Below are 22004 nucleotides of genomic sequence, written 5' to 3'. Positions count from 1 at the left end.
ACAAAGTATGGGAATTAATCTATATACTACGTTTTATAATGAAAGTAATAGCGCTAGAAGACAGGAACTTATTAGTTGTTTGTTGAAAAACGCAAATAATCCTCAAATATCTTCCATTGTTGTCTTTAATGAAGGCAATTCTTTAAAGTCTATGATGCCTTCTAAGCTTATAGAAGTCTCAATTGATAAGAGACCTTTATATGATGATTTTATAGGTTATATAAACAGTGAAGGTTCTTCAGATGATTTTCATATGATAGCAAATACAGATATTTTTTTTGATGAAAATATAGGGGTCCTAAATGATTTGAATTGGAATAATACATGTTTTGCTTTATCCAGATATGACACCACTGAAGGTGAAAAACCACTTTTGTATAACCACAATGATAGTCAAGATGTATGGGTGTTTAAAGGTTCCATAAAGGAAGGTTTAAAGGCACCTTACCCTCTTGGAGTACCTCGGTGTGATAATAGATTTATGTATGATTTGGAAACTGCTGGGTATAATGTGCTAAATCCAGCTTTTAGTATTAAGGTTTTTCATATGCATGAAGGACAAAGGGCTGTAGTTTATCAGGAAGCGGATAATATATTCAGGATTTCTCCTCCCTATCGATATAAATATCCACACAATGTGTTTGGCCTTTTTAAAACAATTCAACACAATGTGTTGAAGAAAAATAAACTTGGTAAATATCATTATGACATAAAAAAAATAAATAACTGGATTCCGGTTCGATTAGCACGAAAATTTATCGAAGTAGTTTTAAGAAGGAAATTCCCTTTAATTGGGTATAAATCATGATCGATAAGTTTAATGATTCATATCGGGAAGCAATTAAAAAAGTTGAGGGATTAACTCATCGGCCACTTTGGTCTGTGGTAATACCTACTTACAATTGTGCTACTTATTTAAGGCAAACCTTGAAGTCTGTTGTAAAGCAATTTCCAGGAAATCAATTGATGGAGATTATCGTTGTTGATGATTTTTCTACAGATGATCCTGAATTAGTAGTGAAAGAGTTTACGGTTCCGATAACTTTTTTTAAGCAACCTCAAAACGTAGGTAAATCTAAAAATTATGTCACGGGCATAAAAATGGCAAGGGGGGAATATGTGCATTTATTGCATGGAGACGATATGGTAAAATTTGGTTTCTACTCTAAAATGGGTGACCTTTTTCATTCTTATCCTGAGGCATCGGCTGCTTTTTGTCATTGCCAGTATGTGGATGAAAATAATCAAATAATAGGACAGACAGAGTTACTTGCATCAAGTGAAGGAATTCTTGATGACTTTAACGAAACCATTGCTACTTGGCAACAAATTCAGCCACCCTCCATTGTTTTTAAAAGGATAGTTTACGAAAGCTTAGGGGGCTATGATTCAAGATTGAAATATATGGAGGATTGGGAGTTTTATGTTAGAGCTTCTGTTTATTTTAAATTTGTATATACTCCAAAAACATTTGCATATTATCGAATTTTTGAAGGAAATTCCTCGACCCAATCCATTAAAGGAGGTAAACGGGTAGGTACTATTTTTCAGGTTTTCGAGATAATGGAAAAGTACCTTCCAACCAGTATTTTACAGCGTATAAGGAGAGGCCGAAACAAATCAGCTTCAGTTTATCTATTAAATTATATTCCATATTTGATGAATGCAAGGGACCTTAAGGGTTTAGTAGTCGTTTCAAAGGCGTTTTTCAAATGTAATCGTGATTTTAGATTGTGGGGAAGGTGGTTGCGATTTATTTTACAATACAAAAAATTTTTAAAATAGATTGGACGATTTAAACCTTATGAATTATTAAGTTTCGATATTTATGGATAAAGCGAAACTAAATGGAGCATAAGAAATTTTAGAAGAGGCGGGTTATCGATAATAGTAAATAAAAATATGTTAAAGACAGTAAAACAAACAAATGGATATTCCTATGAATTGAACTATGGAAGCAAACTCTATCAAAAATTTTGTCACTCTTTGTTAAAATACATTCCGTATATACCTTCTAATGAAGGCTATAATATCACAATTAGTCATGAAAGAAAGTTTATTTGGTTTCGGGTAGCTAAGGTTGGAACTAGAACCATATTTGATATGTTTGATCAAGCACAAATTAAAATAGACGTTGAGCACCCTATGGCTTGTCGATATCCAGTAAATTTATATAAGGACTATTTTAAATTTGCTTTTGTTAGAAACCCTTGGGAAAGGATTGTCTCTTGTTGGAGAAATAAAGTTGTTGATTGTAATTATTTTAATTTTTCAAGTGAGAAACTAGAAGAATTACAAAGCTTTGAAAAGTTTGTTGATTATGTGAGTGAATTGGATATTGAGTCATGTGATCATCACTTACGATTACAGTCAAAACTGATTGATCTTAATAATCTGGATTATTTAGGTAGGTTTGAAAATTTTGAAACGCATTTAAATGAAGTTGTGGAATTATTAAAAGTTGATTTAAAAGGGGGAATAGGGCACAAAAATGTATCTACAAAAAATAAGTCAAGTTATAAGGATTACTATAATGAGGAATTAAAACATAAAGTATACAAGATTTATAAAAGGGATATAGATATTTTCGCTTACAATTTTGGTAATGAATGATTTACATGAAACAAATTTAAAAGATAACTTAAATTCATATCAGAAAGTAATTAATTGCGTTTGGCGTCATGATATCAAATAATTAATGGGTAATATTAAAAAACAACTTTTAATTTGGTCAAGTTTATATTTTCCTAGAAGGTATAATCAAACGGTATGGCTTTTTGGGTCTGGAAGAAGCGGCACTACTTGGGTTGCTTCACTTATCAACCATAAGGAAAATTATAGGGAATTGTTTGAACCCTTTCATTCTTCTTTTAAAGATTTGATTAAAGTAAATTTTCGTCATCATTTATATTTGAGAGTAGGTGATTTGAGTGGAGCTTTGGACAAAAGGGTGATAAAAATTTTCTCAGGAAAGATTTATAATCCGAGAGTAGAAAATTTAACTTCTGAAATTTTGTTCGGTAATAAGGATAGTATTCTTGTTAAAGATGTCTTTGTGAATTTAATGGCACATGCGGTTTGTGAAAAATATGCCCAAATTAAGCCTGTTTTATTATTGAGGAATCCGTTTGCGGTTGCGTTGTCAAAAGTGGATAAAGGTCGATGGGATTGGCTAAATGACCCCGGCGAATTCTTAAACCAAGTTAATTTGTGCGATGATTTTTTAAATCCGTATAAGGATTACATTTTAGAAATTTCTAAAAATGGAACTCCACTAGAGAAACATATTTTGATTTGGGCTATCATTAATTATGTCCCATTAAAACAATTTGGGAGTAACGGACGGCTTTGTGTTTCCTTTTATGAAGATTGGGTGATGAATCCTCAAAAAGAGTTAAATCGAGTAAGTGCTTTTTTAGGTGGGCATGTTAATGATTTTGATGCTACTTTAAAAACAGAAAGTATTAATGAACCATCAAAAACATCTTCAAAGAAAACATTTAGCATATCAAGCTGGAGAAACTCAATTAATGATGTGGAATATGAATCAGGATTGAGGATTTTAGAACATTTTGGCTTAAAAAACATATATAATTTTGACTCAACCCCCAATAGTTCTGAACTAACACTTTTTCTAAATGCAACTTAGATCTATAGTAAAGAATTTACCCTATGTTTTTTTACTAGAAATTGATTTTTTATTTTCAATCCATGAATAAATATTACCTCGTTCTGGCTCATAAAAATCCCGATCAGTTAAGTCGTTTAGTTAATAAATTACAAGACGAAAGGAGCTATTTTTTTATTCATATTGATTTAAAATCAGATATTGAAAAGTTTAAGGCTCAATTGACTTTGTCGAACGTTCATTTTATTAAGGATCGTTTGGACTGTATTTGGGGGGATTACAGTCAAGTTTTGGCCACATTGAATTTGATAAAGGAAGCTTTGAAAATTGCTGATGAAGGTTATTTTATTTTATTGAGTGGTCAAGATTATCCCATCAAGCCCCTAAAAGGAATTAATGAATACCTTATAGAAAATAAAAGTGCAGATTTTATAAGTTTTTCTGAGAGCCCTATGGTAAAGGAATCTAATATTTATGATTCTAGGATTAATATGTTTAAAGTTAATTTCTCATCTCTAAAAGACAGTTACATATTACTTCATCCAATTTTAAATTCGTCTTACAAAAATATATTTCAATATTTTAAATTGTTTTTAAAGAACAAAATCAAGCCTCGAGAGCTGGGTGTTTTTTTATGCAGGAGCAGAAAGTCACCTTTCATTTATCATCATAAAGGATCTCAATGGTGGTGCTTAAGAACATGCACAATTAAGAAATTATATGCCTTTTATGAGGAAAATAAACAGGAAATAGATCAATACTATAAATATACGCTTTGTGCAGACGAACAATTTTTTCAAACGATTTTAATGGAGATAAATAATAAAAGAAAACAGTTATTAATTAAAAATAATATTCATTTTATAGATTGGTCCAGGAAAAATGTGCCTTTACCTGTTACTTTTGGAATTGAAGATGTCGATTTACTAATGAATCAACCGAGTTCCAAATTGTTTGCCAGAAAGTTCGATATGAGCACATCTCCACATGTTTTAGATCTAATCGATGCTAATTGTTAACCATAAAAGAGTTAGATTGCTTGAGTATTAAAACTGAATTTTTATAATTAAATTATTTCATGGAGTATCACCCTAAAGTATCTATTCTGACTACCGTTTACAATAGAGAAAAATATATTGGCGCTTGTATTGAAAGTGTTATCAAGTCTACTTTTCAAAATTGGGAAATGATAATTGTTGACGATAAGTCTAGTGATGATTCCGTAAGGATTTCTCGTCAATATGAGGCAAAGGACTCCCGAATTAAGGTTTTTGAAAACACCGCTAATTTAGGTGATTATCATAATAGAAATAAAGCAGCTTCATATGCCAAAGGGACCTTTATAAAATATTTAGACGCAGATGATTTGATTTATCCTCATGGCTTAGAAATAATGGTAAATACAATGGAGCAATTTCCTATGGCGGTTTTGGGTATATCTCAAGAGGTAGCCGAAGATTATTTACCCTATCCCTTTTTAATGGAACCTAAGGAAACTTTTCGACGGGAATTTCTAAAACGTGGTGTTCTAAATTTCGGTCCTACAGGAGCCATTATGAGACGGAAGGAGTTTGAAGACTTAGGTAAATTTACTGGTACAAGATATATCGGTGATACAGAAATGTGGTATAAAATGGCTTTACAATATCCAATTGTAAAAATGGTCCCTGGCTTAACTTTTTGGCGACAACATGAGGAACAAGAAATCATGAAGGAAAAGGGAAAGGGGATTGACATTATAAAAATGCGATATAGTTTAGCAGACAGCACATTAAAAAATCCTCATATCCCATTGACTAATCAAGAATTGGATTTAGCTCAAGTTAAACTAAAAAGACGGTTTGGGAGGCATCTTTTTAAAATGTTGATTCTAAGAGGTAAGTTCTTAGAGTGTTTAAAGGTAATGCAGTCTTGTGACTATAGTTTGATGGAATTATTAAGGTCTATGAAATAAAAAATAGATGGAAGAAATTAGAATTGCTACTCAAAAAGTTGAAATTTCAATCATTATGCCTGTATATAATGCAGAAAAATATGTGGCTTCAGCTATTGAGTCTGTAATAAATCAAACTTTTAAGAATTTTGAGTTAATCATTATAAATGATGGATCCACAGATAATTCTGAAGAGATTATTTCATCAATAGAAGATTCGAGGATTAAATATTTTAGTCAAAAAAATATCGGGCAGACAAAAACTTCAAACAAAGGTATTAAGATTTCCAAAGGGAAATATATTAAGTTTTTTGATGCAGATGATATATTACATCCTGAGCACTTAGAGCAGCAATTTAAAGTTTTATCCCGTTCTGAAGATAAACTGGCATCATGTAAATGGGTCTATTTTTATCAAAACTTTGAGGATTTAACATTTCCGTCAGAAGTAACTCATCGTGACTACAGTAACACAATGGATTGGTTTTTTGATTCCCATGAATATGATCAGGGAATGATGGGCGCATGGATGTGGTTAATCCCTAGAAGATTATTGGAGAGAGCAGGTTATTGGAATGAAGATTTAACACTGAACAATGATTTTGATTTTTCAACTAGGTTACTAGTGGCTTCAAAGGGAGTGATGTTTGCTGAGGGAGCAAAAATTTATTATCGTAAGGGAGTTACAAGTGCTCTTTCTGGAACAACCTCTAGAATGGCGATGGAATCAGCTATTGACACAACTATATTAGCCATGAAATCACTTTTGAGTGTGGAAAATTCGGATAGAATAAAAAGAATTTTGGCTAACCGATTTCAAAGTTGGATTTATATAATGTATCCAAATCACAAGGATCTTATTGGTAAGGCGGAAGAATATATTACCTTTCTTGGAGGAAGCGATCTAAAACCAAGAGGTGGAAGTCTATTTAATTTGTTGAATAGGGTATTGGGTTGGAAGCTTACTTACAGAATACAAAACTTGGCTTATGAATACGGATGGCAAGCCATTTTAAAATTAAAAACTAAAAACAAAATAGCACATGCCCTAAAGGGTGAAAAGGTGTCCAGCAATTAAAGAATTCATATGCCGAAAGAAATAAATAATATAGACAGGGAGTTTATGGTTATCGGACTCAGAAGAACTGGAAATCACGCCATAATAAATTGGATTCTTCCTCAAATTCAAGGTGACTTTTTGTATTACAATGATGTTTGGCCTAATGACCCATATAAAGGTAACCCCAAACAATTTAGGGGAGATGGTTCAAGTGCTAAGGTTTCATTAATAAGTTTTGAGGATTATAACCTTCGCATATTTAAGCGAATAATAAAAGGAAGAAAGCACCCGATAGTAAAGAAAAGAGTTTCAATCTTAATTTTAAGAGACCCGTTTAACTGGTATGCCAGTAGGCTTAAGTCAAATATGTCAAACCCTGCTCATTATTTGGGCCTTAATTTAAGGCAATTATATCTTCAATACTTAAGAGAATATCAAGGGGATACAAATCTTTTAGGTGATGGTTTAGTAACTATATCATTTAATCGATGGAAGTCTGACCTTGCTTATCGACAAGTAATATCAGAAAGGTTGGGCCTAGAATTTACAGATGATGGATTGAATAAAGTCACAGGAGAAGGAGGAGGTAGTAGTTTTGATGGTATGAAAATAAAGGGACAAGAGTTGAATACCGAAACTAGATACAGGCATTATTTGAAAAATGCCAAATTTTTAGCATTATTCTCTAATCTTGAAATAATCAATTTTTCTAAAAGGGAATTCTTTGTTCCCTCAGAGTTGCAAAATGAATTATCAAGAAATTCAAAACTATCTATTAAATTTTTGGATAATATAGTTGTGAGATTTGTCCCTAGAATTACAACTTTTTTAAGAAGTCTTTATTTAAAACTTAGATGAATAGATTTCAAGGTATAGACCGTTTAAGGTTTATAGGAGCTTTTTGCATTATGCTGCTCCATACTTCAATGGGTGATTTAAATAGTGGAGTAGAGGTTCAGTTAAGGTTACTTGGGCGTTGGGCTGTGCCTTTTTATTTTATAGTAACTGGATATTTTCTTGGAAGTAAATTTAAAAATGGTAGCCTACCATTTGTCCAAATTGAAAAGAACATAGTTAAGCTTTTTACAGTTTTATTGGTTTCCAGTGTTGGTTATTATTTTATTGATATTTATTCTAAAACGGGAACAATTGGTATTGAAAATATCTTTATTGGAACTTACCATCATCTTTGGTTTATTGGTTCAATGATCTTTGGTTATTTCATTATTTGGTTTTTACATTTTTTAAACACTCAAAAGTACCTGCCCATTCTAGCTTTGATAATACTCATTGCGGCTCTTTTTTCTGATTCTTATGATCAAATACTGGGATTCAATATTTCCTATAATTTACCTAGATTTTTAAGTTCGATTCCTTTCATGTATATTGGAATTATAGTTAGAAGGAAGGAAGAGTTAATTTTTTCTTTGTTTCCCACAAAAAAGGTAACCACCATATCTCTTATTTCCTTATTTCTTTTCGGATGGTTTCTTCAGCTTTTAGAAGCTTATGGTTTTTGGAAATTTTATCATTACCATATGTATAATCATCAATTATTGATTGGATCTGTTGTGATGGGAATTTCTATTTTTTTGATTTCGCTTTATTTATTTCAAAAGGAGGATATATTGTCAAATTTGGGAAGACGGTACACTTTATTTATCTATTTGTATCATCCGGCCATATATTTTATGATGGAATTAGTGATTTTTAGATATTTCAGTGGATATTTGTCCAAAGCAAAAATGGTTTTTCCAATTATTGGATTTTTAATAGCCTTAGGACTTGGTGTTTTTTTAAATAGAAGGTTCAAAAGGGTATTTAAAATTTTAAATGGAAATATAATTTAAATGAATTCTAAAAAGATCCTTTACATATCGACTTTGCCAAAAGAGAGTCAAACTGGGGGTGCAAATGCTGTAAACTTTCATACATTCAAGGAACTTCAAAAACATTTTAATTGCGGATATTATCAAATAAAGACTCCAGAAAATTTAATTGAAAAGTACTTGTCAAAATTTCTAAGGAAGATTATTAATCAACCTGGTAAGTTTAGTTTTTATTCATCTTCCAGATTGAAAAAGATTTCTGAAGAGTTTAAAAAAGTAGCAAGTGGTTATGATCTCATATTTTTTAGAGGCTTTACTCCTTGGATTTTATGTAAGCCCACAGTTCCTTATATGGCTTATAATGATGTTAATTTTCAGCAATTTTTTGAAAACACCTTCTCTTATGAGGATTTTGAGTCTAGTGACATTCAACGTATTTTCGATACAGAGAAGGCATGGTTGTCAAATTCTAAAAAAGTGTTTTTTGAATCTGTTTGGGGTTCAGAAAGATGTCAAGAACAATATGGGTTATCTCAAGACAAACTTTTGGGGTTAGGTAGAGGTGGAAGTATACAAATACCAGAATTTGACACATACAATGGAGGGGCTGATTTATTATTGGTCGCCAATAATTTTTATCAAAAAGGAGGTGATTTAGTCTTCGAGGTATTTAAGGAATTATACAAAAAATATAGTCGATTAAGGTTTCATATTGTTGGTGGGGAGCCAGAAGATAAAGTTCTAAAACATTCTGGGGTCATTTATCATGGAAGATTAAATAAGGAAAATCACCAGGATAATTTAAAATTGAGGGAATTGTATTCAAAATCATTTCTTTTGATGCATTTAACCAGAGAGGATACCAATCCATTGGTAATTACCGAAGCAGGATATTTTGGTTGTCCTAGTGTTTCTGTGAATCAATTTGCTATACCAGAATTAATTAAATCAATGGAGACCGGAGTTTTATTGCCCTATAATCCAGGGAGTGACTTGATTAAAAAGACTATTTCATCTTTGTTGAATGATAAAGAGAAGTATTTAATGATGAGAAAAGCGGCGTGGAAATTTAATCATGAAAATTTTTCTTGGGATGAAATAGGTCTAAACTTGAAAACAATAATTGATAAAACATTACTTGAAAATTAAATGAGTGTAAGGGTTTTGTATATAGGTCAGTTTACTGATGGAACAACTTCAAAAATGAGAGGGGAAACTTTAAGGGATATTTTGAACCCAACAGATTTTCAAGTAATAGACACCCATTTACCTTTTTTTCAGACTTTGAGAGTTTGGCGATCCTTGGGATTCAGATTTAAAAAGGGACCTTTAATTAGAGGTGTGAATAAATTTATAAGGAAGAGGGTATATGGAAATTATGATTTGATTTGGATAGATAAAGGAGTTTTTATTAAAGAATCCACAACACAATTTTTAAAGTCCCGAGGAAATTGTCTTGTCCATTACACACCGGATACCGCTTTTTTTGAAAATGAATCTTCACATTTTTATAAAAGTATTAAATGGTATGATTGGATAATTTCAACCAAATCATTTGAAAGAGAACATTATTTAAAACTAATAGATCCCAAAAGTTTTATACTAATACCGCAAGGTTTTGATAAACAAGTTCATTATCCTAGAGTGTCTTTTCAAGAAAAGGAAAACTATGTTGTTTTTATTGGACTCTTTGAGCCATCAAGAGGTGAAATTTTGAGGGTTTTATTGGATAATGGAATTAGGGTAAAATTGGCTGGTAAAAAATGGGATTCATTTCTAAATTCACATACCTATGAAAATTTAGAATTTTTGGGTGATAGTCTTTTGAAAGATGAATATGCGCTAACCATTTCCAAAGCATTTTTTGGGTTGGGATTATTGTCTAAAAGGTTTCCAGAACTTCACACCACCCGTACATTTGAGATTCCGGCTTGTGGAACGCTTTTAGTTACTGAGAAAAACTCTGAGATAGAAGGATATTTTGATGATGGGGCAGTATTGTATTTTAGTGATTATAAAGAATTGTTGGAAAACATAAAACAATTAGCTCACGATACTGAATCTTTGAAAGAAATGACCTTAAAAGGCCATGATATTGTTCATCAATGTGGCCTTGATTATGAAAGTCAATTGAAAAAGATATGTTCTAAAATTGGTTTTGTAAAATAGCAATGAAATGAGAAGAACTTTTGTGCATCATATTTTGCCTTTGGAATTTTATCCTCCAGTAACAAATTTTTTAAACGTACTTTCAAGGAATCAAAATTTAAAAGTAGTAGCCTACTCAACTACTAACAATAAAAGTAGAGAGCCTTATTCCAATAAATTGATAAGGATTTACAGGTCTATTTACCCTTCCTATTCTGTTAATTTTTTTCAGAAAATAATTAGTTACATAATAATGGTTTGCGGGCCACTTCTGAGAATGCTCTTATTTAGGCCTCACAATGTTATTTATTTTGAACCGCATAGTTCATACCCTGTTTACCTTTACAAAAGATATTTTAATAGGAATGTAAATGTTTTTATTCATTATCATGAATATTATTCCAAAACCGACTTCAATGGTAATGGTATGTCTTTGATTAAGTTTTTTAATAAAAGAGAAGTTAATTATTTATTTCGTAAAGCTTGTTGGATTTCACAGACTAATCAATCTAGATTAGATCTATTTGCTGAAGATTACCCATGGGTTGAGAAGGATAAATTAAAAACATTGGCAAATTTCCCTCCAAAATCTTGGAGATCATACTACTCCAAAAGAAATGATGAGAGTAAAATAAAATTATTGTACATAGGTGCTTTATCTTTTGAGAACACTTATATTGAGGAAATAATTGAATTTGTTAGAGATAATGCAGAGCTTCTTGAGTTGGATATATACTCTTACAATTTAAAGGATAATGTGAAGAATTACTTGAATGCTTTAAACCTAAGGAATGTAAGATGCCATTTAGATGGTGTTGAGTATAATCAAATCCCTGTAATATCATCAAATTATAATGTTGGTTTGGTCCTTTATAAAGGGCATAATCAAAATTACATTCACAATGCTCCAAACAAGTTGTTTGAGTATTTGGCTTGTGGTTTAACAGTTTGGGTTTCTGCAAATTTAAAAGGCTGTAAACCTTATTTGAATGCAGGGAAGAATCCAGGGGTCTTGGAGGTAGATTACACTAATTTAAATGAAAAGTCACTTTTGGAAACGAAGAAAGTCTTTTCAAATGCTTTTGAGGCATCTCCGTTTAATTGCGAAGAAGAGTTGGGTGATTTAATTGGCTTATTGATTGGTGATAACAAGGTGTAGAAACATAAAATGAGATTTGAAAAGTAGAATATGTGGTCAATTGTTGGGATTGTTTTGGTAGTTTTTATTTCATGGAAGTTTATTTCTGGATTGGGAAAAAGACTTCCAATTTTGGAACTATTAATGTTGATTGCTGGACTACAATGGATTATCGGACCTTACATTAGTTATGGGCAAGATAACAGTCATTATAAGTATTATATGTATGTAGATCAAAGTACTTATATGTCTTATATAGTTCCAGGATTCTTAGTGTTTTGTTTGCCCTTGTTTTTCATTTTAAGAAGTTACAAAGATATTTCAGAAATCAACTTTTTAAAATACCAGCCCTATTCCAAAACCTTACTCTTTATTGGGGTTGCGGCTGATATGTTAGGTTCATTTGCTCCTGGTAGCGTTGCATTTTTTTTGTTTTTGGTTGCTCAATTCAAATTCATAGGGGCTATCCTACTTTATTTTTCACCTAAAAAAAGTGATCAGTATTTCTTCTATGGCGCACTGTTATATTTGTTTGCAAATTCCTTGGCTAAAGCCCTATTTCATGATTTATTACTTTGGGGGGTTTTTATGTTTATGTATTGGTGCCTTAAAAATAAACCCACTATGATAAAGAAAATGGCAATAATTTTTGCAGGGATTATTTTTGCTATTGGTATTCAGTCAGTTAAAGGCGTTTTTAGAAAAAATGTTTGGCAAGGTTATTCTGGGAACAAACTTGAATTATTTGTCAGTTTGTTGGATGATAGGATATCGGGTGGATATTTTGAAGAGGAGGATAGTACCGAAGAATTAAACGTAAGATTAAATCAAGGTTGGATTATTTCGGCTATTATGTATTATACTCCAAGTTTTCAGGAATATGCTGGAGGAGATACTATAAAGGAGGCTATTTTTTCAAGTATTCTTCCAAGATTTCTAAATCCAAATAAAAAGCTTGCTGGAGGCCAAGAGAATTTTGAGAAATACACGGGCTTGCCATTAGGAGATAACACATCCATGGGTATGAGTATTATCGGAGAAAGTTATGCAAATTTTGGTGTGATAAATGGTATCGTATTCATGATTGTATGGGGAGTTTTTTTGGCATGGTATTGGAATAATTTGATGAAAGTAGCTTTAAAATATCCCTTGGTTTTATTTTTTTTACCAGTTCTTTTTCTTCAAGTGGTGAAGGCAGAAACCGAGTTGGTAGTTGTTCTTAATCACCTTTTTAAAGCCTCAATAGTCGTCGCTTTGTTTTTTTGGGCAGCTAGAAAATATTTAAATTGGCCGTTGAAGGAAATCGTATGAAATTAACCTTTTTTTATAGACACAGGCTTCCTCAATTCAATAGTATTGAAGAACTTTTCCATAATATTTCAAGAGAAATTGAAAAAAATATTCCAGTAAAGGAAGTCCAATTAAAATATGCTGGAGCAGATATCAGAAGTGTACTAGAGAATTTAAAACAAGCAAAAAGGAATAAAGGAGAAATTAATCACATAACAGGCCATGTAAACTATTTAGCTTTGGTGTTGGGGAGAAAAAGCGTGTTGACTGTGCATGATGTTAAATCAGCTTTTTATGGTTCATTTTTTCATAGATTGTTTATCAAATTATTTTGGTTTTGGATACCTTCGATGTTAGTTGATAGGATAACGGTTATTTCAAATTTTTCTAAAAAAGAATTCATCAAGTTAGTTCCATTTGCGAAATCTAAAGTGGTAGTTATTTATAATTCTATAAATGAAAAGCTTGATTTCTCCCCAAGTGAATTTCATGAGGGTAATCCAGTTGTTCTTTTAATTGGTACAAAGTCAAATAAGAATTTAGAACGTAGCATTGAAGCTTTAAAACATATTACGTGTCAATTATGGATTGTTGGGAAACTCTCAATAGAACAAAAGAAATTGTTGGATGAATATGGTTTGCAATATGAGAATTTTCAGAATATTACTTACGAGCACATAGTGCGCCTATATCAACAATGTGATTTGGTGTTGTTTCCTTCCACTTATGAGGGGTTCGGAATGCCAATTATAGAAGCGCAATCCATAGGGAGACCCGTTATAACATCCAATTTTGGAGCTATGAGGGAGATAGCTGGAGAGGGTGCTTGTTTAATAAATCCTTTTGATGTTAACGAGATTAAATTTGGTCTGGAAAAGGTTATATCCAATAAAGTTTTTAGGTCTGAAATTGTTGCGAAAGGTTTGAAAAATGTGGAACGTTTTCAATTGAAAGTAATTGCTGGCCAATATTTAAGCTTATATAAGGAGATTGCTGATGAATAGAAAAAAAAATGTATTAATTTTTATCGATTGGTTTTTGCCCGGATATAAGGCTGGGGGGCCTATTCAATCGGTAAATAATATGATTTCTCATCTTAATGATGAGTTTTACTTTTATGTAGTGACCTCAAATAAAGATCTGGGAGAAAAGGATCCTTATCAAAATATTCTTTTCAATTCTTGGATTGATAAACAGAGCTATCATATTATTTATCTAGATGAAGCCCATCAAAATAAGGCGGTGTACTTGAGACTCCTCAAGGAAGCAAATTTTTATGCCATTTATTTTAATTCCTTCTTTTCCATTAAGTTCAGTCTTATTCCACAATGGGTTTATAGATCTGTTGAAATAAAAAAAGTTCTGGCACCAAGGGGGATGTTAGGAGCTGGAGCTTTAGCTATTAAACCATTAAAAAAGCAAGTGTTTTTGAAATTGTTTAGATGGCTTGGTTTTCACAAAAAGGTTGTTTGGCATGCTACCTCCGAACTTGAAAAAGATGAAATTATAAAGCAATTAGGTGATAATCTAGAGATCAAAATAGCTCCCAATTTATCATCAAAAATGGCTTCTTTTGTTGAAAGTACAAAAGAGGTTCATCATTTAAAGGTCTTTTTTCTGTCTAGAATTGCTTTCAAAAAAGGATTGATCCATGCCCTTAATTTTCTTCAAGAGACCAAAAAGGATATGAAAATTACCTTTAGTATCATTGGCCCTATTGATGAAAAAGATTACTGGGATAAATGTCAGAAAATTATAAATAGTATGCCTTTAAATGTTAGTGTTGATTATTTGGGGGCCATACCTAATTTTCAATTGGCTACGGTCCTGAAAGAACAGCATGTATTGCTTTTGCCCACCATGCATGAAAATTTCGGACATGTGATTATGGAATCTTGGCAGAATGGATGTCCTGTAATCATTTCTGATCAAACCCCTTGGAGAAATCTAAAGGATAAACAAATAGGAAGCGATATATCACTTTCCAAATCCTCAGAATTTGTAGAAATGTTAAATACATTTTCTTTAATGGATGAGAAAACCTTTAATTTGTGGTCACGATCATCATATAATTACGCAAAGATATTTACAGAGAATCCAAAACTAATAGAAAGTACCAAAAACATATTTTTTTAGAATGAAAAGAATTTTAGTAACTGGAGGAGCAGGATTTGTTGGCTCTCATATTTGTGAAAGATTATTGAGTGAAGGCAACGAAGTCATTTGTCTGGATAATTATTTTACTGGAAGCAAAAGAAATGTTGAGCACCTCATGGATCACCATTATTTTGAATTGGTTAGACATGATGTAACTAATCCTTATATGGTTGAGGTTGACGAGATTTATAACTTGGCTTGTCCAGCGTCACCAGTTCATTACCAGTATAATCCTATTAAAACCATTAAGACTTCTGTGATGGGAGCTATTAATATGTTGGGACTGGCTAAACGAGTCAAAGCTAAAATTCTACAGGCTTCTACCTCTGAAGTTTATGGTGACCCTGCTATTCATCCACAACCAGAAAGTTATTGGGGGAACGTAAATCCGATAGGTTTAAGATCTTGTTACGATGAAGGGAAGCGTTGTGCTGAGACCTTATTCATGGATTATCATATTCAAAATGATGTGGATATTAAGATTGTTAGAATTTTCAATACTTACGGGCCAAGAATGAATCCTGATGACGGTAGGGTAGTTTCAAATTTTATCGTTCAAGCTCTAAAAGGAGATGATATTACAGTTTTTGGTGACGGTACACAAACAAGAAGTTTTCAATATGTGGATGATTTGGTAGAAGGAATGATCAGAATGATGAATAGTAGAGATGGCTTTGTTGGACCCGTAAATGTTGGGAATCCTGGAGAGTTTACTATGTTGGAGTTGGCTCAACAAGTCATTGATCTTACAGGAACCAAATCCAAAATTATCCATATGCCTTTGCCACAGGATGATCCTTTACAAAGACAACCGGTTATAGATCTGGCTAAAAAGGAACTGAATGGTTGGGAGCCTAAGATTCCATTAAAAGAAGGCTTGGTTAAAACCATCGCCTATTTCGATGATTTGTTAAAGAAAGGAAACTAAAAACATGGCTAACAAAGTCGATTTGTCTGCTTTTGATAATTCCTGGTACCAGCCAGGAGCGGGAATCATTAAAAGACTTTGTTGGTATTTTATAAATGAAATTTTCTTTCAAACGGGACTATTTCCATCATCTAGGTTAAAAGTTTTTTTCTTGAGAATGTTTGGAGCTGAAGTTGGTAAAAAAGTGGTCATTAAACCTCATGTGAACATCAAATATCCTTGGAAATTATCAATTGGAGACAACAGTTGGATAGGAGAACGCGTTTGGATTGATAATTTAGCTCAAGTATCAATAGGAACGAATGTTTGTCTATCTCAAGGAACCTTGTTGCTTTGTGGAAATCATGATTTTAAAAAGAGTACATTTGATCTTTTGGTTGGAGAAATCAATTTGGAAGATGGGTGTTGGATAGGTGCGAAATCAGTAGTTGGACCCGGAGTAGTGGTTGGATCCTGTAGTGTTTTAACTGTTGGTTCAATTGCAACAAAACGTTTAAATCCTAACATGATTTACAAAGGAAATCCTGCAGAAATCGTTAAGGAAAGAAAAATTTCTAAATGAAAACAGTTTCCATAATAACAGCAACATACAATAGCGTAAAAACGGTCCAAACTTGTTTTGATTCAGTTTTAGACCAAACCTTTTCTAATGTTGAGCATATTATTATTGATGGAGGGTCGCTGGATGGGACCGTGGACTTAGTTAAAGAATATGCCAATACGAAAAGCAATGTTAATTGGGTTTCTGAAAAGGACAATGGTATTTACGATGCCCTGAATAAGGGGATTGCATTGGCGACAGGAGATATTATTGGATTTGTGCACTCAGATGACTATTTGGCTTCAAAGGATATTTTGAAAAATATAGTGGAACTTTTTGATTCAGAAAAAGTAGATGGAGTTTACGGCAACCTTCATTATGTTGATTTTAATGATAGTTCACATGTCATTAGGAACTGGAAGAGTCAAATTTTCAAACCATCTTTGTTGAATCGTGGCTGGATGCCAGCTCACCCCACTTTATTTTTGAATAGTAGTATTTATAAAGAAGAAGGTGCTTTCAATACAAAGTTTAAAATTGCAGCGGATTATGATTTCATTCTTAGAATTTTTAAAAACCCTGAATTTAAGTTTGCTTTCTTAGAAAAAACGGTTGTAAAAATGCGGGTTGGTGGTGCTAGCAATAAAAGCATCAAAAATCTAATTCGAAAAACTAAGGAAGATCTAATTGCTGCAAAATCAAATGGTTTACCCTTGCCCTTGGTTACTGTTGGTCTCAAGAATATTTCTAAGATTCCTCAATGGATTAAGAAGTAGTTTGATAACAATTCCTTTTAATAGCTTTAACATTAATTTTGGAAAAATCCCTTAAAATTGCAATATTTTAGTGTTTAATTTATGAAAGGATTAATTAAACGAAGAATCGTTGCATATTCAGTAATTTTATCCCAAGACGTCTAATTTGTAGATTATTGTCGTAAATTTGTTAAAGGTTAGGAATCTTAGGATTCTTAATAAAGCTATTAATTAATATGATAAAGGAAATACTTGATTACTTCAATCCTGTAGATTACTTGGGAATTTGGCTGACTATTACTTTTGTGTTAGCCTTTATAGTTTCCTTTTTGTCTTTTCCAACTATTTTATTTGTCGCTCATGAAAAGCATTTAATGGATGAGCCAGGTGAAAGAAGTATGCATTCAACAAAAATTCCAACACTAGGAGGAATAGGTATTTTCCTGAGTATTGTTGTTGTTATTACAACAATAGGAGCACTATTGGATACTAAAATTTTATTGTTACTTCTTGGAGGGTTGACACTACTTTTTTTCTTGGGCTTGAAAGATGATCTTTTGATTTTATCTCCGAAAAAGAAATTTGTTGGTCAATTAATAGCAGCCGGATTGTTAATGATTTTTACCGATACAAGGATTTCAAGTCTGCACGGATTGTTAGATATTTATATATTACCTTATTGGGTTTCTGTTATTTTCACGCTCTTCGTATACCTATTAATAATCAATGCCTTTAATCTAATTGATGGTATTGATGGGTTAGCTGGTTCTTTGGGGTTATTTGCAAGTGCCATGTTTGCCATTGTATTTATATCTGCTAAAGATGTTAGTATGGCAACTATTTCAATTGCTTTGATTGGAGCGCTGGTTCCATTCCTAAGATTGAATTTTTCAAGAAATCATAAGATTTTTATGGGTGATACCGGATCGATGCTAGTAGGCTTTTTAATTGCCTTTTTTGCAGTAAGATTTATAGGTAGTTCACAAAGTATGGATTACAGTCAGTATTATAAATCGGCACCAATTCTTGCACTTTCTTTTGTGTTTTTTCCCTTATTGGATACCTTAAGAATTTTTCTGTTTAGAATGTTTATTTTGAAAAAAAGTCCTTTTGAGGCTGACAATAATCATTTGCATCACAAATTTCTACAACTTGGCTTTTCACATATACAAACCACAGGTTGGGTAGTTGCAATCAATGGCGTTCTAGTTATGATTACTTATTGGTGCAGTGACTGGGATATCCACGTGCAGTTATTTACACTCATTTCCTCAGGGGTGACATTATATTCCATATTCTTTATTTACAATTGGATAAAACGTGTCAAGTTGAATACTAAAATCTCACAAATAGCTTTACGTGTTTCTGAACAATTGAATATTTTTTAAGTTCTATTTTCTGTAAAACTTTGTTAGTTCTTATAATGGGTTATATTTGTAACTCTATAGTACATTCAATGAGAAACATACTTCGAATTTATCTTCCCATAATTTTTTTGGTAACTTCGTGTGCCACAAAAAAGGAGATTTGGTATTTACAGGATTCTGAACAATACAACAATACAAACTATCAATATGAGAGTCCAAAAATTCAACCCAACGATATTTTAAAAATTGATGTAGCTGCTTTGGTTGAAGAAACGGCTAAGCCTTATAATAAGCCTGCAACTGGTCAACAAAATACAAACATGGGAGGAGGAAGTAGTGGATCAAATGCCATGATGTTAATGCAAGGGTATTTGGTTTCGCCTGAGAACACTATTAATTTGCCTATCCTTGGAGAGATATCTACTGAAGGAAAAACAGTGAGGGACTTACAAAGAGATTTAATTGGAATTTTGGAGGGTGATGGACATTTGGTTAATCCTACCGTTATGATTCGTTTACTAAATGCACGTTTTACGATTCTAGGTGAGGTAGGTAGTCCTGGAACTTATAACTTTAGTGAAGATAATATTACCATTTTTCAAGCTATAGGAATGGCAGGAGACCTCCAGATTAATGGAAAGCGAAATGATATTATGTTTATTAGAGAGCGGGATGGCCAAAGACAAATAGCTACTATCGACATCAGGTCTGGAGAGGTCTTTAATAGTCCTTATTATCAAATAAAACCCAATGACTTAATTATTGTTAACCCAAATAGTCCAAGGGTCAAGCAGGCAGGATATTTAAAAGATATTACTGGAACAGTTGGATTTTTAACCTTAATTATTTCAACCGTACTCTTAATTTCAAATCTATGACGCCTATTGCTTCAAATACAAATGGATCACCAAATAATCAAGGGGATTTTATAAAACAACAATTTTTTAAGTACAGTAAATATTGGTATTTATTTGTAAGTACGGTTGTTATTTTTTTGATTCTTGGAGTATTGTATTTAAGATATCAGCCAAAAGTCTATTCTTCAACGGCTAAAATTAAAATTCTAAATAAGGGCAAGGGACTGGAGCTCCCGACAGCTGCTTTTGTTTTCAGTAGATCTAATATCAATCTTGCTAATGAAATAGAAGTGCTTAAGTCATATCGTATCATGGAGAGAGTTGTTAGGGAGTTAAACCTAACAATGGAGTTTTATGATGTTGGTAATATAAGAACAACAGAAATAGGCAGTTTGCCTTTTCAGTTATTAAAAACGATTGATAATGATAGTGTGAATTGGGGAGCTTATACTATTGAAGTAACCAAGGCTGGATTTGATATTTATACAGGTCAATCAGAAACACCGATTAATATTCCTGATTTTAATACTTATAAGGTAAAGCACAATTTGCCTTTTGAAATTAAACTAAGTGACAATTCGAAGGTAGACTCCTATGTAGGTAAAACCTATCTTTTAAAGTTTGTTCCCGTTCGGGAAGCTGCTAAGAGGCTCAAAGGTCAGATTGGGGTTAGTGTGGTAGGTAATAATAGTGATTTGTTACAAATAAATTATTCTGGTGAAAGTGTTCAAAAATTAGAAACTGTTATCAATACCCTAATTCATATATTTAACGAAGATGGTAAGAATGACAGGCAAGAAGTTTCTAGAAGAACCATTAATTTCATTGATGAACGATTTAATTATTTAGCAAGGGAGTTAGATTCCATTGAAGGAGAAATAAAAGACTTTAAGCAGGAAAATAATTTAATTTCCCTTGAAGCCAATGCGGCTTTAGAGGTGAGTAGTATGACCGAGTCGGAAAGAATGGTTTTCGATGTTGAGAACCAAATAATGTTATCTGACTTGTTAGACGAAACTTTAAATGCTTCTGATACTATTTCTGATTTATTGCCATCTAATATAGGTCTAGAAAGTGGAGATGTTAATTCTTTAATCGATCAGTATAATGAATTAATTTTTGAGAGGAATAAATTTGGAGTGAGTGCCATGGAGAATAATCCTACCGTAAAATTGCTCAACTCTAAAATTGCTGATGTCAAGGAAAATATTAATGCTTCCTTAACAGCTTACAAAAATCAATTAGAGGCTTCTCGAAAGAGTTTTGAATCAAGAAATAGGATGTTTACATCTCAAGTTTCAACATTACCAGGGAAAGAAAAGGTGTTTAGAGCTATTCAAAGACAGCAATCAATTAAGGAAAGTCTTTATTTATTTTTGCTTCAAAAGAGAGAAGAAGCTGCTATCAATTTAGCTATCACAGAGCCTTCAGTTAAGGTTGTGGAATACGCTTTATCAAATTCGATTCCCATTTCGCCATCACCAAAGAATGTATATTTAACCTCGTTGATAGCGGGGTTAGCGTTGCCGTTTGGAATATTGTATTTAATTTTTCTTTTGAATACGAAGGTAAAGGGTAAAAGAGATGTTGAGCTTGTAATTCCAGAGGTTCCAATAATTTCAGAACTACCTATAGTAAAAGACCACCACCTTGTGTTTGTTGATCCTAATGATAATTCAACTCAAGCTGAGGCCTTTAGGATTTTGGGATCCAATGTGAATTACCTCATTTCTTCAAGTAATCAGAAAATTGATGTTGATAAAGGGAAAGTTATATATTGCACCTCTACTATTAAGGGGGAGGGTAAGACGTACGTGGCATTAAACCTTTCGTTGGCCCTTTCCAGCCTAAATAAAAAAATTCTTTTAATTGGTGCTGATTTAAGGAATCCTCAAATTCATAATTATATACAAAAAGGGATCAGTAAAAATACTGCGGGTCTTTCTAATTATCTTCACGATCCTAAATTTGACTGGAAAAAATCTTTACTCAAGGGATTTGAAAAGCATAATAACCATGACATCTTAATTTCTGGAAATATTCCTCCCAATCCAGCACAATTATTAACCAATGGCCGTTTTGAAGAATTATTAAATGAGGCAAGGGAAATTTACGACTATGTCATTGTAGATACGGCGCCAACCATTTTGGTTACAGATACGACCATGATTTCTCAATTTGCAGATGCAACAATTTATTTAATAAGAGCCAATTATACAGAGAAAAATCTGTTAGAGTTTTCCAAAGGATTACATGAATCAGGAAGACTTAAAAATATGGGATATGTTTTAAATGGTGTTACTTCTGGGAAATCCTATGGTTACAATTATGGCTACAGTTATGGATATGGAAGTAATTCCTAAAACTGAGACA

At 32.4% G+C, this 22004-nt stretch carries 21 protein-coding genes; all 21 read left to right on the top strand.

The annotated features are described in order from the left end of the window. The first annotated feature begins 7 nt into the window (after nucleotides 1–7). The 21 genes from LOK78_RS01040 (at nucleotide 8) to LOK78_RS00940 (ending at nucleotide 21994) form a co-directional block, all read left to right on the top strand. Nucleotides 8–808, top strand: coding sequence for a hypothetical protein (locus tag LOK78_RS01040; protein ID WP_232633193.1), 801 nt, complete (start codon nucleotides 8–10; stop codon nucleotides 806–808). After that, nucleotides 805–1785, top strand: a complete 981-nt coding sequence (locus LOK78_RS01035; RefSeq protein WP_232633192.1) for a glycosyltransferase — start codon at nucleotides 805–807, stop codon at nucleotides 1783–1785. The genes LOK78_RS01040 and LOK78_RS01035 overlap by 4 nt, the downstream gene beginning before the upstream one ends. A 117-nt stretch (nucleotides 1786–1902) precedes the next feature. Next, entirely contained in the window at nucleotides 1903–2613 is a 711-nt protein-coding gene (locus LOK78_RS01030) for a sulfotransferase family 2 domain-containing protein (protein WP_232633191.1), read from the top strand. Nucleotides 2614–2698: 85 nt separating this feature from the next. After that, nucleotides 2699–3649, top strand: coding sequence for a sulfotransferase domain-containing protein (locus tag LOK78_RS01025; RefSeq protein WP_232633190.1), 951 nt, complete (start codon nucleotides 2699–2701; stop codon nucleotides 3647–3649). 62 nt (nucleotides 3650–3711) lie between these two features. Then, nucleotides 3712–4647, top strand: a complete 936-nt coding sequence (locus LOK78_RS01020) for a beta-1,6-N-acetylglucosaminyltransferase (protein WP_232633189.1) — start codon at nucleotides 3712–3714, stop codon at nucleotides 4645–4647. 59 nt (nucleotides 4648–4706) lie between these two features. Further along, nucleotides 4707–5582, top strand: coding sequence for a glycosyltransferase family 2 protein (locus LOK78_RS01015; RefSeq protein ID WP_232633188.1), 876 nt, complete (start codon nucleotides 4707–4709; stop codon nucleotides 5580–5582). A gap of 7 nt (nucleotides 5583–5589) precedes the next feature. Further along, nucleotides 5590–6639 carry a glycosyltransferase family 2 protein gene (locus LOK78_RS01010; protein WP_232633187.1) on the top strand — a complete coding sequence of 350 codons (1050 nt, stop codon included), beginning with the start codon at nucleotides 5590–5592 and terminating at the stop codon, nucleotides 6637–6639. A 9-nt stretch (nucleotides 6640–6648) separates the two neighbouring features. Then, the gene (locus tag LOK78_RS01005) at nucleotides 6649–7479 is read left to right on the top strand and encodes a hypothetical protein (protein WP_232633186.1); all 831 of its coding nucleotides are present in this window, start codon (nucleotides 6649–6651) and stop codon (nucleotides 7477–7479) included. After that, on the top strand, nucleotides 7476–8471 hold the full coding sequence (locus LOK78_RS01000) for an acyltransferase family protein (RefSeq protein ID WP_232633185.1): 996 nt from the start codon (nucleotides 7476–7478) through the stop codon (nucleotides 8469–8471). The genes LOK78_RS01005 and LOK78_RS01000 overlap by 4 nt, the downstream gene beginning before the upstream one ends. Next, the gene (locus LOK78_RS00995) at nucleotides 8472–9599 is read left to right on the top strand and encodes a glycosyltransferase family 4 protein (RefSeq protein ID WP_232633184.1); all 1128 of its coding nucleotides are present in this window, start codon (nucleotides 8472–8474) and stop codon (nucleotides 9597–9599) included. Further along, entirely contained in the window at nucleotides 9600–10619 is a 1020-nt protein-coding gene (locus LOK78_RS00990; RefSeq protein WP_232633183.1) for a CgeB family protein, read from the top strand. It begins immediately after the preceding gene. Nucleotides 10620–11025: 406 nt separating this feature from the next. After that, nucleotides 11026–11757 (top strand): glycosyltransferase family protein, encoded by a 732-nt coding sequence (locus LOK78_RS00985; RefSeq protein WP_232633182.1) that lies wholly within the window; start codon nucleotides 11026–11028, stop codon nucleotides 11755–11757. Between the two features lie 30 nt (nucleotides 11758–11787). Then, nucleotides 11788–13047 (top strand): O-antigen polysaccharide polymerase Wzy, encoded by a 1260-nt coding sequence (wzy, locus tag LOK78_RS00980; RefSeq protein ID WP_232633181.1) that lies wholly within the window; start codon nucleotides 11788–11790, stop codon nucleotides 13045–13047. Next, nucleotides 13044–14030 (top strand): glycosyltransferase family 4 protein, encoded by a 987-nt coding sequence (locus LOK78_RS00975; RefSeq protein ID WP_232633180.1) that lies wholly within the window; start codon nucleotides 13044–13046, stop codon nucleotides 14028–14030. The genes wzy and LOK78_RS00975 overlap by 4 nt, the downstream gene beginning before the upstream one ends. Continuing rightward, a complete protein-coding gene (locus LOK78_RS00970; RefSeq protein WP_232633179.1) occupies nucleotides 14023–15162 on the top strand; it encodes a glycosyltransferase in 1140 nt (379 codons plus the stop codon). Before LOK78_RS00975 ends, LOK78_RS00970 begins: the two co-directional genes overlap by 8 nt. A 1-nt stretch (nucleotide 15163) precedes the next feature. Next, nucleotides 15164–16111, top strand: coding sequence for a UDP-glucuronic acid decarboxylase family protein (locus LOK78_RS00965; protein WP_232393965.1), 948 nt, complete (start codon nucleotides 15164–15166; stop codon nucleotides 16109–16111). Nucleotides 16112–16115: 4 nt separating this feature from the next. Next, nucleotides 16116–16673: a WcaF family extracellular polysaccharide biosynthesis acetyltransferase gene (locus LOK78_RS00960; protein WP_232633178.1), complete on the top strand. Its 558-nt coding sequence runs from the start codon at nucleotides 16116–16118 to the stop codon at nucleotides 16671–16673. After that, the gene (locus LOK78_RS00955; protein WP_232633177.1) at nucleotides 16670–17428 is read left to right on the top strand and encodes a glycosyltransferase family 2 protein; all 759 of its coding nucleotides are present in this window, start codon (nucleotides 16670–16672) and stop codon (nucleotides 17426–17428) included. Before LOK78_RS00960 ends, LOK78_RS00955 begins: the two co-directional genes overlap by 4 nt. Before the next feature lie 215 nt (nucleotides 17429–17643). Beyond that, entirely contained in the window at nucleotides 17644–18795 is a 1152-nt protein-coding gene (locus LOK78_RS00950; RefSeq protein ID WP_232633176.1) for an MraY family glycosyltransferase, read from the top strand. 68 nt (nucleotides 18796–18863) lie between these two features. Next, the gene (locus LOK78_RS00945) at nucleotides 18864–19652 is read left to right on the top strand and encodes a polysaccharide biosynthesis/export family protein (protein ID WP_232633175.1); all 789 of its coding nucleotides are present in this window, start codon (nucleotides 18864–18866) and stop codon (nucleotides 19650–19652) included. Continuing rightward, nucleotides 19649–21994, top strand: coding sequence for a GumC family protein (locus tag LOK78_RS00940; RefSeq protein WP_232633174.1), 2346 nt, complete (start codon nucleotides 19649–19651; stop codon nucleotides 21992–21994). Before LOK78_RS00945 ends, LOK78_RS00940 begins: the two co-directional genes overlap by 4 nt. The last annotated feature ends 10 nt before the right edge of the window (nucleotides 21995–22004 follow it).

Source organism: Mangrovimonas futianensis, assembly GCF_021245805.1.
Lineage (GTDB): Bacteria > Bacteroidota > Bacteroidia > Flavobacteriales > Flavobacteriaceae > Mangrovimonas > Mangrovimonas futianensis.
The sequence above is the reverse complement of the archived record's forward strand: the minus strand, read 5'-3'. Positions and strand labels throughout refer to the sequence as shown.

Bases quoted from the DNA above. Each gene is read 5' to 3' on its own strand.
- LOK78_RS00945 (WP_232633175.1), top strand. From the start codon at position 18,864: ATGAGAAACATACTTCGAATTTATCTTCCCATAATTTTTTTGGTAACT.
- LOK78_RS01005 (WP_232633186.1), top strand. From the start codon at position 6,649: ATGCCGAAAGAAATAAATAATATAGACAGGGAGTTTATGGTTATCGGA.
- LOK78_RS01015 (WP_232633188.1), top strand. From the start codon at position 4,707: ATGGAGTATCACCCTAAAGTATCTATTCTGACTACCGTTTACAATAGA.
- LOK78_RS00950 (WP_232633176.1), top strand. From the start codon at position 17,644: ATGATAAAGGAAATACTTGATTACTTCAATCCTGTAGATTACTTGGGA.
- LOK78_RS00985 (WP_232633182.1), top strand. From the start codon at position 11,026: ATGTCTTTGATTAAGTTTTTTAATAAAAGAGAAGTTAATTATTTATTT.
- LOK78_RS00965 (WP_232393965.1), top strand. From the start codon at position 15,164: ATGAAAAGAATTTTAGTAACTGGAGGAGCAGGATTTGTTGGCTCTCAT.
- wzy (WP_232633181.1), top strand. From the start codon at position 11,788: ATGTGGTCAATTGTTGGGATTGTTTTGGTAGTTTTTATTTCATGGAAG.
- LOK78_RS01020 (WP_232633189.1), top strand. From the start codon at position 3,712: ATGAATAAATATTACCTCGTTCTGGCTCATAAAAATCCCGATCAGTTA.
- LOK78_RS01035 (WP_232633192.1), top strand. From the start codon at position 805: ATGATCGATAAGTTTAATGATTCATATCGGGAAGCAATTAAAAAAGTT.
- LOK78_RS00975 (WP_232633180.1), top strand. From the start codon at position 13,044: ATGAAATTAACCTTTTTTTATAGACACAGGCTTCCTCAATTCAATAGT.
- LOK78_RS00970 (WP_232633179.1), top strand. From the start codon at position 14,023: ATGAATAGAAAAAAAAATGTATTAATTTTTATCGATTGGTTTTTGCCC.
- LOK78_RS00940 (WP_232633174.1), top strand. From the start codon at position 19,649: ATGACGCCTATTGCTTCAAATACAAATGGATCACCAAATAATCAAGGG.
- LOK78_RS01030 (WP_232633191.1), top strand. From the start codon at position 1,903: ATGTTAAAGACAGTAAAACAAACAAATGGATATTCCTATGAATTGAAC.
- LOK78_RS00990 (WP_232633183.1), top strand. From the start codon at position 9,600: ATGAGTGTAAGGGTTTTGTATATAGGTCAGTTTACTGATGGAACAACT.
- LOK78_RS01010 (WP_232633187.1), top strand. From the start codon at position 5,590: ATGGAAGAAATTAGAATTGCTACTCAAAAAGTTGAAATTTCAATCATT.
- LOK78_RS01040 (WP_232633193.1), top strand. From the start codon at position 8: ATGGGAATTAATCTATATACTACGTTTTATAATGAAAGTAATAGCGCT.
- LOK78_RS00995 (WP_232633184.1), top strand. From the start codon at position 8,472: ATGAATTCTAAAAAGATCCTTTACATATCGACTTTGCCAAAAGAGAGT.
- LOK78_RS01000 (WP_232633185.1), top strand. From the start codon at position 7,476: ATGAATAGATTTCAAGGTATAGACCGTTTAAGGTTTATAGGAGCTTTT.
- LOK78_RS00955 (WP_232633177.1), top strand. From the start codon at position 16,670: ATGAAAACAGTTTCCATAATAACAGCAACATACAATAGCGTAAAAACG.
- LOK78_RS01025 (WP_232633190.1), top strand. From the start codon at position 2,699: ATGGGTAATATTAAAAAACAACTTTTAATTTGGTCAAGTTTATATTTT.
- LOK78_RS00960 (WP_232633178.1), top strand. From the start codon at position 16,116: ATGGCTAACAAAGTCGATTTGTCTGCTTTTGATAATTCCTGGTACCAG.